Genomic DNA, 14,500 nt, shown 5'->3' on the forward strand with positions numbered 1-14,500 from the left:
GAAGCCATGTTCGACAAATTAAAACGACTGAAAGATCAGTCCAACATTGTTTTTAAATCTAAATTCCTGGCGAACCTGAATCCGGCAGAGCGCTATGAATTTCTGCAACTTTGTCATCGAAGAAGCTATAAGGAAGGAGAATATGTGTTTTATAAGAATGACCCCGGAACCGGCATGTATTTCATAGAAGACGGCACCATTGAACTGACGGTTGGTGAACCGGAAAGCAGTTCTAATGATGAAGATAAACCGAATTCCCTTGAACTTTACTCCCCGGATAGCTTTGGGGCCTTGTCGATAGGCTACAACCTCAGAAGAAAGACCTCAGCCAGGTGCATGACCGATTGTGAGCTCCTCGGTTTTTTTAAGCCAGATTTTGAAGTACTGAGAGATCGGCACCCCAAAATTGCAGTAAAATTTCTGCAAACCCTCACGAACAAAGCTCTCAAACAACTTGAAGTAACCACCAAAAAACTATCGGAAGTAGCCGACGAACAGACCGCACTTAATTTACAAATTCAATCCTATTACGAAGATACCTCAGAGGAATCAGTTTAATTTATGGCACTAAAAAAAGGTCAGGAAGTAGAATTAGATATCATTGACGCCGCATTTAAAGGAAAAGGTTTAGCCAAGGTGGATGGTCTCGCCGTCTTTGTTCCCGGAACCACCCCCGGCGATAAGGTCAAAGCCCGTATCATCAAAAAGAAAAAGAAACACCGGGAAGCCAAATTACTGGAGATCCTTGAACCCAGTGAACATCGTATCGACCCTAAATGCCAGCATGCCAATGTATGTGGTGGTTGCAGCTGGCAGCACATCCCCTACTCAAAACAAGTGGAATATAAGGGGCAACAGGTCAAGGATCATATCGCACGGATCGGCCACCTGGATGGAGAGATCGTTAAGCCGGCCATTGCTTCAGATGAAGAGTTCTACTACCGGAATAAGATGGAATACAGTATCAGTTCACGGCGATGGCTGACTGAGGAAGAGATCAAAAGTGATGCCTATGTGGATGACTCAGCATTTGCGGCCGGACTCCATGCTCCCGGAAGATTTGATAAGATCCTGAATTTAAAAGAATGCCATTTACAAGTTCCTGAGTCGTATCAGATCCTGGACTTCATTCGTAATTACTGCATTGAGCACGGCATAGAACCGTACGATACACTTGAAAACACCGGATTTATGCGACACATTATGATCCGAAATTCCCATTACACGGATGATTTCATGGTGAACCTGGTGACTTATCAGGATGATCAGTCGGTGATGGAAAAACTGAAAGATGCCCTGCTCATTGAATTCCCATTCATTACCACCATCGTTAATAACGTAAACGATACTAAAAGTCCGACCGCAGAAGGCCGCTACGAAAAAGTATTGCACGGACCCGGCTTTATTGTTGATAAGATTGGTGAATTCACCTTTAAAATTCATCCGAACGCATTCTTTCAGACCAATACCGCTCAGGCCGAAAAACTATACGATGTAGCTAAGGATTTTGCTGAGATCAAGGAAAATGACATTGTATATGACCTGTACTGCGGTGTGGGAACCCTTAGTTTGTACATGAGCCGTAAAGCCCAACATGTACTCGGTATCGAACTTGTGGACGTTGCCGTTCAAAATGCACGCTTCAATGCTAAAGAAAATGAAGTAGATAATGTCTCTTTTATCAAGGGAGACATGAAAGACGTATTTACACAAGAGGTTGTAGATGAGTACGGAGCCCCTAATGTCCTGATCACAGATCCACCCCGGGCAGGTATGCATCCGGATGTAGTGAAGCGGCTCTGTGAGCTCAAAGTACCCAGAATAGTGTATGTGAGCTGCAACAGCTCAACCATGGCCAGGGACCTGAAAGAGCTGAAGGAAGTTTATGACATCGAGATGGTACAACCTGTGGATATGTTCCCACAGACCTACCACATTGAAGCCGTTGCCAAGCTGACACTCAAAGACTAAAAGCTGTTATACAAAAACAGTCCGTACCACACTATCGGAATGCTTTCCACCCAAAAAGAAGCATAGTAAGGATGCTGATCTTCTTTGGCTTTCCAGATCGCCCACAGCGTGACCACAGCGATCAAAGCCGTGTACGACATCTCAGCTTCAGATATTTTTGGGTTCAGAAATTGCAGCGATATAAATACAAGCAACAGGCCTGAACCAAGTAACCTGCTTTCTTTTACGCCTAATATCTGTGGCAGAGTTCCTAACTCCTTTTCATCATATTTCAGGTCTCTGATCTCAAAAGGGATCGTCAATGCGAGCACGAATGCGAACCTTGAAATCATTTCAAGGATCACCGATGGTTGAACTAAATCAATTGTGTCTACCAAAGGAAATAACACCGAAACCCCTGACCATGCTGCAGCGATCACAAAGATCTTCCATCCTCTTACCATCCTCAGATTCTTACCTTTAAAAGCCGGTATGGCATAGAATAGAGTTAATAAGCCAAAACCGATTCCATAGTAAATTACTTTTTGAGGAACTTGTGTTGCTACATAGATCAGTCCCGCCAAAGCCAGATAGGTGAAAACTCTAAGACCTCTAATATTAGCGGTAATTGAAAGGTGATGCCGGTTTCCAACGCCTTCATATTTCACGAAGTTATACCCCACAATGGTCCCCAATCCTACAAAAGCATACACCCAGGCATCTGCTTTCAGGTTAAACTCCGCGTAAGTTACTGCGGTTAGAGCTACGACAGCTAATGCCACATGAATACTGCTTTGAATGTAGAATTGAAATAGTTTTTTCATAATGTATTTTACCAAACAGAATAAATGATGGCATAAGATAGTTCATCCGGAAGGCTGAATTTACCATGATTTTATGACATGATCATAAAGCTGTGGGTTGTGTTCCGTTTTAATTAGTGACACTATTTTACTTGTTTCAATCTCACTAATCTATATATTCGCACCAAGTCGATAATTAATCTAACGTATATGAATTTCAGGATATCCAACATTTTCATTTTCGCGGTCATGTCAGTTATACTTACCGCGTGCTCCTTTAACACTGAGAAAGTCACCGAAGAGGATTATCTAAGAGCAGAACGGGCTCTCTCCTCTTACACTTCAGATCTTGTTTATAACACCATTTCAGGACAACGCTGGACTGATGATGACGTGCTCCTGTACCAGCATACGCTTAAAGATGGAACCGAGTTCATGAAAGCAGACCCTGCGACCGGTACCGCAGAGCGCGCATTCGACCATGACCGGCTTGCTAAAGTATTGTCCGGTATTCTGGATGAGGACGTGAAGCCACTGGACCTTCCTTTCCGAACGTTCGATTACGTGGATGACCGACAATCCATTAGCTTTTCAGCAAAAGGAGAAACCTTTACCTGTGATCTCAACGATTATGAATGTACTTCAAATGGGGATGTAAATGGGCGTAACTGGAATGAATCTGTATCTCCGGATGGCACTAAGGCCGTTTTCATTCAGGATCATAACCTCTATATGAGAGATCTTGAAACCGGAAGGGTCACTCAACTTACTTACGATGGCGAAGAAAACTTTGGGTATGCAACCAATAATGCCGGGTGGGTAAAAAGAGACAGCCCGGTGGTCTTGTGGTCACCAGACTCAAAACGTATTTCAACTTTCAAACAGGATGCCCGTGGAGTCAAGGATATGTATCTGGCATCCACCAAAGTTGGTCACCCTGAATTAGAAATGTGGAAATACCCCCTTCCCGGCGATAGCCTCATCTTTCGTTTGAATCGTGTGGTGATCAATCTTGAGCCATCACCAAAAGTGGTACCTCTTCAAAAGAGTCCTGATTCCCAAAGATCAACTATCACAGATCATGTAGCTGATTGGTCCGGAAGGTTCCTGGATAATGAGTGGAGTGATGACAGCAGTACGCTTGCCTTTGTATCTGTTTCAAGAGATCATCAGGATGCAGAACTCTTTGTGGCAAATCCCAATACCGGATCCGTCAGGTCTGTGTATCGGGAAGAAACGGACACTTTCTTTGAATCGGGAGTGGATGGCATCAGCTGGAGATTACTGGAAAACACCAATGAATTTATTTGGTTCTCTCAGCGCGATAACTGGGGACACCTGTACCTCTATGATCTTGAAACAGGAGATCTGAAAAATCAGATCACTTCCGGAAACTGGACCGTCCTCGAAGTCTTAAAAGTAGATGAAGATGACCGCACAATATATTTCACCGGTGGCGGTCGCGATGGTGAGGACCCATACTTCAATTACCTGTATAGCATCAATTTTGACGGTTCAGGGCTTGAACTTTTAACACCTGAGTTCGCTCATCATCAGGTAAGTATATCTGAATCGGGTAATTATTTTGTCGATACCTATTCTACGCCAAACACTCCCCCTGTTTCCGTTTTAAGAGCGATGGATGGAGAGATCATTACCGAATTGGCTGAAGCCGACATTAGCGACCTGCAAGCAGCCGGATGGGTTGCTCCGGAACCGTTTAGCGTTAAAGCCCGCGATGGACAAACCGACCTTTATGGGCTCCTGTACAAACCATCCAACTTCAATTCCTCAACATCATATCCGGTGCTAAATTATTTGTATCCCGGACCCCAATCAGGCAGTGTGGGAAGCCGTGCATTTAGAACCTCCCGTTCCGACAAACAGGCACTGGCTGAACTTGGTTTTATTGTAGTGGAAGTGGATGCACAGGGTACTCCAGGCCGTTCCAAGGCATTTCATGATTTCTATTATGGAAACATGGGTGACAACGGGATTCCGGATCAGATCGCTATGATCCGTGAGCTTGGAAGCCATCATTCCTGGATGGATACTTCACGGGTTGGCATCTTTGGACACTCAGGCGGTGGATTTGCCTCAACACGTGCTCTACTTGCCTATCCTGATTTCTACGATGTGGCCGTATCCGGTGCCGGAAACCATGATAACCGCAACTATGCCGATGCCTGGGGTGAAAAATGGCAGGGATTGCTGAAAGGCACCAATAACGATGGAGTGGCTGACGATCAGGCTACCAACTACGACAATCAGGCTAATCAGCTTTTGGCTGAGAATCTAAAAGGCAAACTATTGATCACTCATGGCACTCTCGACAGTAACGTACCGCCATATAACACCTTATTGGTTGTAAATGCCTTGATAGAGGCCAACAAAGATTTTGATATGATCATGTTGCCAAATCGGGGTCACGGTTACTACAGCGAAGATTACATGATGCGCAAGCGGTGGGATTACTTTGTGAAACATCTGAAGCATGTGGATCCGCCAAAAGAGTTTGAGTTTGGTCAACAAAAGGATACCGAATAAGAACTTTTCTATGACATCTTCAGAATTTAAGATAAGCGATAATGCTCCCGAGAGTCTGCAGGACTTGTATGAGGAAGCCGCTGCCTGTTTACAGCATGGATACCTCACGGGAGCTTCAGCCTGTCTTCTCTTATTGAATACTGAGCTGGCTGAACTGATGGAAATTTTTGGTGAAAATCGTGAAGCACGCATTCAGGCCCTTCGCGAATACACAAACGCAGATCCTCAACTGTTCGATTCACTCCTATCATTAAAAAGGTATGATGACGAGGAAACGGAAAGCTTGTCCTACGATGGCTGGAGCAATAATCAACTTCGCCAGATGCTTAAGATCTATTCTGAGATCATAGAGGAATATTATCCAAACTCGATGTAACATTCTCCTCACCAGACTGATATACACATGATGAATATTGAATTTGTACCGGTAACTCTTTCTGATATTGCCCAACTTTCTGAGTTAGCCCGTGAAACCTATTCAGAAACCTTTTCTGATATGAATAGTGCTGAAACGATGGCGACTTACCTCAAAGAAGCTTTCAATACAACGCAACTCAAAAAGGAGATATCAAATCCCGATTCGTTGTTTTTATTTTTGATGGTTGAAGGCCAAACTGCCGGATATCTGAAACTCAACGAAAATAAAGCGCAGTCTGAGTTTCAGGATCCGGATGGATTAGAGATCGAGCGTATTTATCTCAAAAAGGAATTTCAGGGTCATGGATTGGGAAGTACGTTGTTGGATAAAGCCATCGATATTGCCATAAACAAGAACAAAAAATATGTCTGGCTGGGTGTATGGGAGCATAATGAACATGCTATTGCATTCTACGAATACAAGGGATTTACAAGGACCGGATACCACTATTTTAAAATGGGGTCGGAGCGACAGAAGGATTACATCATACGAAAGGAGCTGTTAAACTAACCTTTAATTTATGGTACGAAATCCTATATGATGCATAATCGAACCGACTAAAAAATTAAGTTATAGCTACCTTCTCTGTTCCCAAAGCATATCCCTTCCTGTTGTTTTAAGTTTTGAGATGATCAGGTTCAGTGAACTTGAGGTTATAAGGAGTTATTATGCTTACTGCAAAGGATCTTTCATTCGCATCCAGTACCCAGTGTAGTGTTTGAGACCCCCTACCTCATCGGCAGGCAGGCTCGATTTACAATGTATTTGCCTTATATATTCAATATGCACTCGGGATACCAACTTTCCGGTTTTGAACCAGGATTTGCAGGATTGTGGCAGGATTTTTATGAACCCTATGTTTGTATTTCGAAAATATATCCCTGTCCTTCAGGGCGGGGTAATTAGTTGTACCTGATAAAACCCAAGGCTTGGTGTGTGTTTAGCCAATCAGGTTACCGCATGGTTAGGCAATATGCTTGTAAAGCATCAAAGCCAAAGCTTCGAAATACCATCCAGCCTTTACTTGTTTAAGGGCGAAGCTTTTTTATCTTGGTTCCTGATCCCCGCCCTGAAGGACGGGACTGTGACATCATAATTAATGTTTTGTGGACCGCTAAATTTGTTTCTGGGCCCTATGAAAAAACTCTTCTTTGTTGTTTGTTTATTAATTCTTCCCTTGAATTCAGTTTTTGCCTGCTCATGTGCCAATGTTGATATCAATAACCGGTATTTAATATCTGATTTTATAGGGGTTGTTGAAATTGAAGGGTTGTTCGACAACGAAGAAAACAAACGATTTTACACAGCAAATCTAAGAGAAATAGAAACTTTTAAAGGAACCCCTCCCGCTCAAATCAAAATTGGCGGTACAGTGAAAGAATCGTATAGCAGTCAATGCGAAGTACCAGTCAGAAAAGGAGAGCAATGGCTTATTTATATAGATGACCGTTCAAACACTCCATTCATACTGGGACAGTGCGATGGACCGATCAGGTTACTGGATGAAAAGGGTAACCGCGGACATAGATACAAAACTGCTAAACACTATATGGAACAATTGCGGTTTTTCAGGGAGCACGCTCCTGATATTCACTCAAAGGAGATCATCTCTACAGATCGGGTCAAACTTTTTGAATTCCTGAAATCCTATGAAGGAAGATCTTTTGAACAATCAACGGCTCATTATCTGATCCATTTTAACACAGACCTTCAGGTAACTCAGATCAAAGTATTAGATGGGTTTTCTGAAACAACCGATGATCAGATCATAAATTTCTTATCTAAAGAGGCCGAATGGTACGCCGGTTATTTTACACCTAATAATAAAACAACCATAGAAAGTGATACTCAATTTATCTTCACCTTGTATCATAACTCAAAAGACAAAACATTGAGTCACGTTTATTATGAAAGATAGTTCGTGCTAACAATGTACCCTTAGACTCAAGTGTGTACATTCATAGCTCGACAGTATCTTATGAAGTCTCCTTTTTGATCTTATTTTTCCCCATTAATCCCTTTCTAAAGAACCAAACGAGGAACAAGGCAATACCAAACTGAACAATTACTGTCATAACAGAGAACGGACTTAGTGGATTGTACCAGGTATCCGGGGCATATTCAGCGGCAGAAAGATACATCCACCATCCCAGCAGGGTTACAACCTCAACCGGTACCACGTATTTGATAATGATCTCCCACCATTTACCGAGTGTGGCTGAACGTTCTTCTGTATTGATCAGCTCATCACGGAATTTTTTAGTGCCATATTGAATCACAGCATAAGATATGAGTGCCCCTGAAACCAACAGACCAAGTCCCCAAACAAAATCCTGATTAGCAAAGAAGTCCAGGTTTAGGGCTGATGGCATCCCGAAACCAAATCCGGCCAGGCAAATAACAATCGTCGCTCTTTTTCTTACAGCACCCATATCCACGAATACCTTAACAGCCAGCTCGATCATGGAGATCAGTGAACTGAAAGCAGCGAAGGTAAGCCCCAGGAAGAACAAGATGGCAAAAATACCTCCGCCTCCCATGGTGGCAAACAGCTGTGGCATCCATATGAAAGTTAATCCGGTTGAGGCTGGTCCTGAAGTTTTCATAACATCAAGGATCTCTCCACTGCCCATAGTCGGACTTAAGGTTCCGAAAACAGTAGAGAAAATAATAATAGCTGCAACCAGTGAGACTATGTTATTCCCAATACCCGTTTGAAAGGCACTGACGGTCACATCATCATTTTTTCGCATGTAAGCTGCATAGGTCAGGATCAAACCCCAGGCTGCTCCGGTATCCCAGGCATTTTGAGTCAACGCTTCCAGCCAGATACCCGGTTTTTTCAGGGTTGACCAATCCGGGGTAAACAGGTACTCAACACCAAGTCCACTCCCTTCCAACGAAAGGGCTTTAAAAAGGGAAATGACCAGAACCAATAGTAATGATGGTATTAATACTTTATTCACTTTTTCGATGGAAGAGATCCCCTTCAGAACAATATATCCTCCCACTCCCATTACAAAAGCATGCCCAATGAGTGGCCAGTTTGAGCCCTGAAATCCTTCCCAGATGGCATTAGCCTGTTGAAGGTCGCCGGGCAGTGCCGTGGTGATCGAAGTAATAAGATAGTATAAACACCAGCTTGCCACTACGCTGTAATAAAACATGATGGCCGTGGCAACAAAGCCAACAAATCCGCCTAACCAGCCTCGTTTTTCACCGATGAGAGCTACAAATGAACCTACAACCCCTTTACGGCCATGCCGTCCCATGCCGTATTCGGCAATAATAAGCGGAATGGACCATAATAAAAGAAAACAGATCCACGCAAATAAGAATGCACCAGCTCCATCTTCTCCACCATTTTGAGCAGCAATTCGGGGAAAGCGCCAAATATTTCCAGTTCCTACGGCTATTCCCAATACACTTAAGATCATCCCCATTTTTGATGAGAACCGTTCTTTCGATGATGAAGGCATAAAAGTTTGATTTTCAGTTACAATACATAAACTTCAGGATCCGTTTTAGCTGCGAGATGTCTAAAATCTTATGTATCTTATTTTGATTAATATAAGGCTGTGCTTATCATTGCGAGCCAATCATAAAGTGTATTCAACAATATTCCAAAACCTTTTTGAGCCGTTAACCCTTTTTTATGTTTTCAGATCACAAGACAACGAATAAGTACTTAGCACTATTAGCATTCCTCGCCTCTCTGATCATCTACATACTGACACTGGCTCCAACTGCTAGTTTCTGGGATGCAGGTGAGTTTATTGCGGTTGGCCACGGCCTTCAGGTTAATCACCCGCCGGGAGCTCCCTTCTACTCACTTTTGGGAAGGATCTTTTCTATGTTTATGCCAACGGCATATGTTGCAGTGAGCATTAATTTTATCAGTGCACTCTCTTCTGCCCTTACCATCATGTTGCTTTACCTTATTATCGTTCGTTTGGTTCGGGAATGGAAAGGTGAGCCGGATACCATGAATTTCTTTGATCAGATCGGTATGTATGGCGGTGCCTTCATAGGCGCTATGACCTTTGCCGTAACTGACACTTTTTGGTTCAATGCAGTAGAAGCTGAGGTTTATGCCTTGTCTATGTTCTTTACCGCAATTGTAGTCTGGCTGGCACTGAAATGGGCCGAAAACTACGACAAAGATTACAATGAACGTTGGCTCGTCTTGATCGCCTACATGTTTGGGATCGCCATTGGTGTTCACTTGTTGAACTTATTGGCACTTTTCTTTGTGGCTCTGATCGTCTACTTCAAATTATATGAATTTGAGTGGAAGTCATTTTTGACGATGGGTGCCATTTCTGTGGTCTCATTTTTTGCGATCTATCCGTTCACCATCCTAAATATTCCGACCATAGCCAACGGAGTGGATGAGGCTACCTACGGATTGATCGGTCCTATGACCTTCATCTTCCTTGTTATGATCCTGGTTGCGATCGGCATCTACTACACCCATATCAAGAAGATGCACCTGGCTAACATTATTGCCATCAGTTATGCCATGATACTGATCGGATTTTCTTCGTATTCAGTGATCATGATCCGTTCTATTGCGGATCCCCCCATCGACGAAAATGACCCTGAAACCACTGAAGCGTTTATCAGTTACCTGAAAAGGGAACAGTATGGGGCCACACCGATCCTGAAAGGGAATTACTACGATGAAAATACAGGACAGATCACCAGAGACGATGAAAAGCTGTTTCCACGGCGTTATTCCCCGGCTCCTAACCATATTGATTATTATTCACGTTATAATTCTGACTGGGATTTCTTCTGGGATTATCAGGTCAACCACATGTACATTCGGTATTTCAACTGGAATTTTGTAGGTAGATCTGCAGACGTTCAGGATGCCGGTTGGCAATCCGGTTTCAGCGCCCCGGCGTACCCCAGCAACAAAGCCAGTAACGCCTATTTCTTTATTCCATTCCTGCTCGGTCTGTTTGGCATGATCTATCATTTTAACTCAGACTGGAAACGGGCATTTGCTGTGCTGGCTTTATTCATAGTCACAGGATTGGCCATCATTGTTTTCCTCAATCAAACCCCCTATCAGCCACGTGAGCGGGATTATGCTTACGTGGGTTCATTCTTTGCCTTCTCGATCTGGATCGGTTTGGGGGTGACCGGATTAGTGGAACTGGTCACCAACTCGATCAAAAACAGATGGGCCGGCATTGGTGTCTTGATGCTAACTTTACTGGCATCCCCTGTTTGGATGGGTTATCAGAACTGGGATGACCACGACCGAAGTGGACGATATGTTGCTCCCGATTATGCACGGAATCTTCTGGAATCGACCGCACCTAACTCCATTCTGTTTACCAATGGCGATAACGATACCTTCCCTCTGTGGTATCTTCAGGAAGTAGAAGGCGTCAGAACAGATGTTCGTATCGTATGTCTGAGTTTGCTGAATACTGACTGGTATATCAAGCAATTACGGGATCAGTGGTCGCATGAATCTGCCCCACTCCCTATTTCACTGTCAGATGAAGAGATCGAACGCGTTACTGCCGGACTATCACAATGGCAGCCACAGCAGATACAGATCCCTGTTGATAAAGACATGCTTAAACAGGCTTTTTCTGATGACAGAACCTACAAGGAATCCATTGGTGTGCCTCAGGATACCTCCCTTCAGGTATTGAGAAAGGGAATTGATTTTGAAATGCCGGTCGACTCTCTGGATGACGTAATGAGTTGGCAGCTGGATGGACGTCTTTACGGACAGGATCAGCAAGGTAACCGAATTTACTACCTGCAAACACAGGACCACCTGATCCTTGATATACTCCGAACCAATAAATGGCTGCGACCTGTTTATTTTGCCAATACGGTTTCATCACAAAGTCAGCTGAATCTTCAGGACTATTTCAGAACCGAAGGGAAAGCCTACCGTGTGGTTCCCAAAAACTTTGGAGCCGGTCAGGATGGTTATATTGATACTAAGATATTCATTGATCGACTGAATAATTTCCAGTTTCGTGAGTGGAATAACCCGGATGTATATCTGGATGAGAACATCAGACGTATGATGAGTAACTACCGATTCAATTTCATGTCACTGGCTATGAAATTCATGGAAAAAGGAGAACCTGACAGTGCCGGTTACTGGCTTAAATGGGGTGAGGACAAGATCCCATTCAGGGCTGATGAGAATAACGAATCGATCAAATTACTTTACTCTGTAAGATATGCACAGGTTGGACTCGGTGAGGATGCAGCAAGACTGGCAGACACTGCAGATGATGCACTGCTGAACGACCTTGAAACCAGCCTCAATAATTTTGTTCGGGTTGAAACAAATTTCAACGAATTACGAACTGAATTTGAAAGTGCAAGAAGTCAGGGTAATATAAGCCGTCAGCGAGAAATTCGTTCAGAGTTAAATCGGTTAAATGAAGATGCTCAGGAATACCTCACCCAGGTCAGAACAGTCAGGCAATCCCTTACTCTTGTTCAATACGCCTATTACATGGCAGATGAAACGGAAAAAGCAGAACAGCTGGCCATGGACATTGACACACTGATGGGACCCGATTTCCCTGCTATGCCGGCATCGAAAGAAGAGAGTATTGCAGAGATAGACCGTTATGGATTAGGTATTGAATAGGCCTGTTTAATTAAACACTACGGTATGTTATATTTAAAGCATATTAACAAGCAGTTATGATTCACAAATTTACAAAAGAGAATATAGACGAAATCGCCAAGGTTCTTGGCACCTCTCCTAAACCACTTGGAAATGATGTTTTTCGATTCGAAGTGAAAAATGAGGACGATCCCCGTAAACTCGCTCTCGAGGTTCATCTTGGACTCGAAGTTGACGGAAACCCCATGAACATGGTGTCCGTTTATGCCTTCAATACTTTCCTGCAGCTTCATAACTGCACCGCTTTTGTAGCCAGTGACATGCTTCAACAGGTAACCTTTTTCGGCCGCTCCGGTGATAAAACCTCCGGCCTGATCGTTGAAAAGACGGCCGGCTGTAGTTTATACGCTAATGTTGATCAAGCCATCCTGAATGGAGATTTTACCCAACTTCCGGAAGACCTTATGATGTGTGGTATTGCTTTATCGCTCACTGAGTCAATGGACGATGATTTCTCATTCTAACCTACCCCTCCTTGCCCATGAATGAACCGACTCTGCAAATATTTAATGAGAGTTCGGTCAGTATTCCACTTGATCAAGCTTCAGCCAGAAAGATCATTTCTTTGATAGAGGAACAGGAAGAGGTCACCTTTGCATTTGTTGAAGTTGTTTATGTGGATGAAGATGAGATCGTGCTCATCAACATGGACCACCTTGACAGGGATTATGTCACCGATATTATTTCATTCAAGTACGACGAAAGCCCTGAAGGAAATAGTGGAATTGAAGGCACCCTGTTTTGCTGTGCCCCCCGAATCTCTGAGCAAGCAGAGGAGTTTGGTGAAACCACGGAAAATGAATTCAGAAGAATATTGATCCACGGCCTACTTCATTTGATCGGGTATGATGATCAGACCGCCGAAGATAAAAAGCGGATGACCGAACTTGAAGATAAGTATCTGAGTCAGTTTCAAGAGAACAAATAGGCTGCTTTTTCGTACATCACTCCAAAAATGGAATGAGCACAGAGAATAAACCAAATATCATCAAGGATCAGACCAAGGCTTTTGGATTGCAGCTGTGGGATCTGCTGCGGGATCAGGTTGATAAACACAGTGCTAAAGACCTGCCTGACCATCATCGTGAGGTACCCCCCAGAAAAACTACTGACCACCGCTGGTTACTGAATCTGCTTTTCGTAATTCCCTACCTGTTGCTTGGCATTTTTATTTTCTCTTTTTACTGGGATTTTAGTGGTTACGAAGCCACTGTATTGGATCATACCTTTTATTTTGAAGGCATTCTTAGGATCGTCAGTATTAGCGGGTTGATCGGTTTTTTAACGAACTGGATCGCCATTACCATGCTCTTCCGCCCTACTCACCGGCGGCCCATACTCGGTCAGGGACTGATCCCCGCACAAAAAGACCGGATTGCCTACCGCCTCGCCCGGGCAGTATCAGAAGACCTCATCAATCCGGAGATCATCAAGCAAAAGATCCATGAGTCGCAGGCCATTGCCAAATACCGGGAAAAAGCCACCGTGTATATTAAGAAGATCATTGATGATCCTGAATTCCGGTTCAACCTGAAGCAGATCGTTGTAGGCTATGTGGATGAGATGATCGCTGATCCTGAAGTCAGGTCTAATATTGCCAGAAAACTGATCGAACAGATCGATGAGGCGGTTGATGAAAAATCGTTTGAGAAAGTGGCTCTCAAAGCCTACAGTTTTTTTAAAGGACAGGAAATGCAGGATCTGGTAGAAAGCGCTCTGTTAAAATTACCTACTGGTATTGAGAACAGTCTAAACAAAATGGATACCTTTCTGGATGAACTCCCTGAAAAACTGGATGAAAATGGCTCTGTGATCGAAGAGTTAGTCACAAAGATGCTGTATAAACTCATTAATCAGTTAGATGTTCAGGCATTGGTGGAAGATAACCTAAGACAATACGACGAGAAAAAGCTGGAAACCCTCATAAAAAACGCCAGTAATGATCAGCTCCAATACATTCAGTATTTAGGTGCTGTTTTGGGTACTTTTGGGGGATTGATCATATGGGAACCAATAGCCAGTTTACTTGTTATTTCTGTAATTATTGGAATCACTCTTTTGCTAGACGTCACCTTGATCCGGTTAAAAAAAACCTACTAACTT

The 14,500-nt window shown here is 43.4% G+C and carries 12 protein-coding genes; 10 read left to right on the plus strand and 2 right to left on the minus strand.

Annotation, left to right across the window (positions count from 1 at the left end):
* Nucleotides 1–6: 6 nt before the first annotated feature.
* Nucleotides 7–558 carry a cyclic nucleotide-binding domain-containing protein gene (locus C3B73_RS06570; RefSeq protein WP_103664800.1) on the plus strand — a complete coding sequence of 184 codons (552 nt, stop codon included), beginning with the start codon at nt 7–9 and terminating at the stop codon, nt 556–558.
* Nucleotides 559–561: 3 nt separating this feature from the next.
* A complete protein-coding gene (gene rlmD / locus C3B73_RS06575; protein WP_103664801.1) occupies nt 562–1,971 on the plus strand; it encodes a 23S rRNA (uracil(1939)-C(5))-methyltransferase RlmD in 1,410 nt (469 codons plus the stop codon).
* On the opposite strand, the gene C3B73_RS06580 is transcribed toward rlmD, so the two are convergent.
* Nucleotides 1,968–2,774, minus strand: a complete 807-nt coding sequence (locus C3B73_RS06580) for a hypothetical protein (protein WP_103664802.1) — start codon at nt 2,772–2,774, stop codon at nt 1,968–1,970. The genes rlmD and C3B73_RS06580 overlap by 4 nt on opposite strands.
* Before the next feature lie 228 nt (nt 2,775–3,002).
* Here C3B73_RS06580 and C3B73_RS06585 point away from each other — a divergent pair, with 228 nt between their 5' ends.
* The 4 genes from C3B73_RS06585 (at nt 3,003) to C3B73_RS06600 (ending at nt 7,636) form a co-directional block, all read left to right on the plus strand.
* Nucleotides 3,003–5,300, plus strand: coding sequence for a S9 family peptidase (locus C3B73_RS06585; protein WP_232803049.1), 2,298 nt, complete (start codon nt 3,003–3,005; stop codon nt 5,298–5,300).
* Between the two features lie 10 nt (nt 5,301–5,310).
* Entirely contained in the window at nt 5,311–5,676 is a 366-nt protein-coding gene (locus C3B73_RS06590; RefSeq protein WP_103664804.1) for a hypothetical protein, read from the plus strand.
* Nucleotides 5,677–5,703: 27 nt separating this feature from the next.
* Nucleotides 5,704–6,228, plus strand: a complete 525-nt coding sequence (locus C3B73_RS06595) for a GNAT family N-acetyltransferase (protein ID WP_232803050.1) — start codon at nt 5,704–5,706, stop codon at nt 6,226–6,228.
* Between the two features lie 667 nt (nt 6,229–6,895).
* Entirely contained in the window at nt 6,896–7,636 is a 741-nt protein-coding gene (locus C3B73_RS06600; protein WP_103664806.1) for a hypothetical protein, read from the plus strand.
* A gap of 58 nt (nt 7,637–7,694) precedes the next feature.
* Here the strand turns inward: C3B73_RS06600 and C3B73_RS06605 are convergent, their stop codons facing one another.
* Nucleotides 7,695–9,197 (minus strand): sodium-dependent transporter, encoded by a 1,503-nt coding sequence (locus tag C3B73_RS06605; RefSeq protein WP_103664807.1) that lies wholly within the window; start codon nt 9,195–9,197, stop codon nt 7,695–7,697.
* Nucleotides 9,198–9,373: 176 nt separating this feature from the next.
* Here C3B73_RS06605 and C3B73_RS06610 point away from each other — a divergent pair, with 176 nt between their 5' ends.
* The 4 genes from C3B73_RS06610 to C3B73_RS06625 are packed head-to-tail and all read left to right on the plus strand — an operon-like array spanning nt 9,374 to nt 14,497.
* Nucleotides 9,374–12,358, plus strand: coding sequence for a glycosyltransferase family 117 protein (locus tag C3B73_RS06610; RefSeq protein ID WP_103664808.1), 2,985 nt, complete (start codon nt 9,374–9,376; stop codon nt 12,356–12,358).
* 56 nt (nt 12,359–12,414) lie between these two features.
* The gene (locus C3B73_RS06615) at nt 12,415–12,861 is read left to right on the plus strand and encodes a hypothetical protein (protein WP_103664809.1); all 447 of its coding nucleotides are present in this window, start codon (nt 12,415–12,417) and stop codon (nt 12,859–12,861) included.
* Between the two features lie 17 nt (nt 12,862–12,878).
* On the plus strand, nt 12,879–13,325 hold the full coding sequence (ybeY, locus tag C3B73_RS06620; protein WP_103664810.1) for an rRNA maturation RNase YbeY: 447 nt from the start codon (nt 12,879–12,881) through the stop codon (nt 13,323–13,325).
* Nucleotides 13,326–13,357: 32 nt separating this feature from the next.
* Nucleotides 13,358–14,497: a DUF445 domain-containing protein gene (locus tag C3B73_RS06625; RefSeq protein ID WP_103664811.1), complete on the plus strand. Its 1,140-nt coding sequence runs from the start codon at nt 13,358–13,360 to the stop codon at nt 14,495–14,497.
* Nucleotides 14,498–14,500: the final 3 nt, after the last annotated feature.

Origin of the sequence: Gracilimonas amylolytica, assembly GCF_002911695.1 — a bacterium.
Taxonomy (GTDB): Bacteria; Bacteroidota; Rhodothermia; order Balneolales; family Balneolaceae; genus Gracilimonas; species Gracilimonas amylolytica.

Bases quoted from the DNA above. Each gene is read 5' to 3' on its own strand.
- C3B73_RS06615 (WP_103664809.1), top strand. From the start codon at position 12,415: ATGATTCACAAATTTACAAAAGAGAATATAGACGAAATCGCCAAGGTT.
- C3B73_RS06625 (WP_103664811.1), top strand. From the start codon at position 13,358: ATGAGCACAGAGAATAAACCAAATATCATCAAGGATCAGACCAAGGCT.
- C3B73_RS06585 (WP_232803049.1), top strand. From the start codon at position 3,003: ATGTCAGTTATACTTACCGCGTGCTCCTTTAACACTGAGAAAGTCACC.
- C3B73_RS06580 (WP_103664802.1), bottom strand. From the start codon at position 2,774: ATGAAAAAACTATTTCAATTCTACATTCAAAGCAGTATTCATGTGGCA.
- C3B73_RS06610 (WP_103664808.1), top strand. From the start codon at position 9,374: ATGTTTTCAGATCACAAGACAACGAATAAGTACTTAGCACTATTAGCA.
- C3B73_RS06605 (WP_103664807.1), bottom strand. From the start codon at position 9,197: ATGCCTTCATCATCGAAAGAACGGTTCTCATCAAAAATGGGGATGATC.
- C3B73_RS06570 (WP_103664800.1), top strand. From the start codon at position 7: ATGTTCGACAAATTAAAACGACTGAAAGATCAGTCCAACATTGTTTTT.
- C3B73_RS06595 (WP_232803050.1), top strand. From the start codon at position 5,704: ATGATGAATATTGAATTTGTACCGGTAACTCTTTCTGATATTGCCCAA.
- rlmD (WP_103664801.1), top strand. From the start codon at position 562: ATGGCACTAAAAAAAGGTCAGGAAGTAGAATTAGATATCATTGACGCC.
- ybeY (WP_103664810.1), top strand. From the start codon at position 12,879: ATGAATGAACCGACTCTGCAAATATTTAATGAGAGTTCGGTCAGTATT.
- C3B73_RS06590 (WP_103664804.1), top strand. From the start codon at position 5,311: ATGACATCTTCAGAATTTAAGATAAGCGATAATGCTCCCGAGAGTCTG.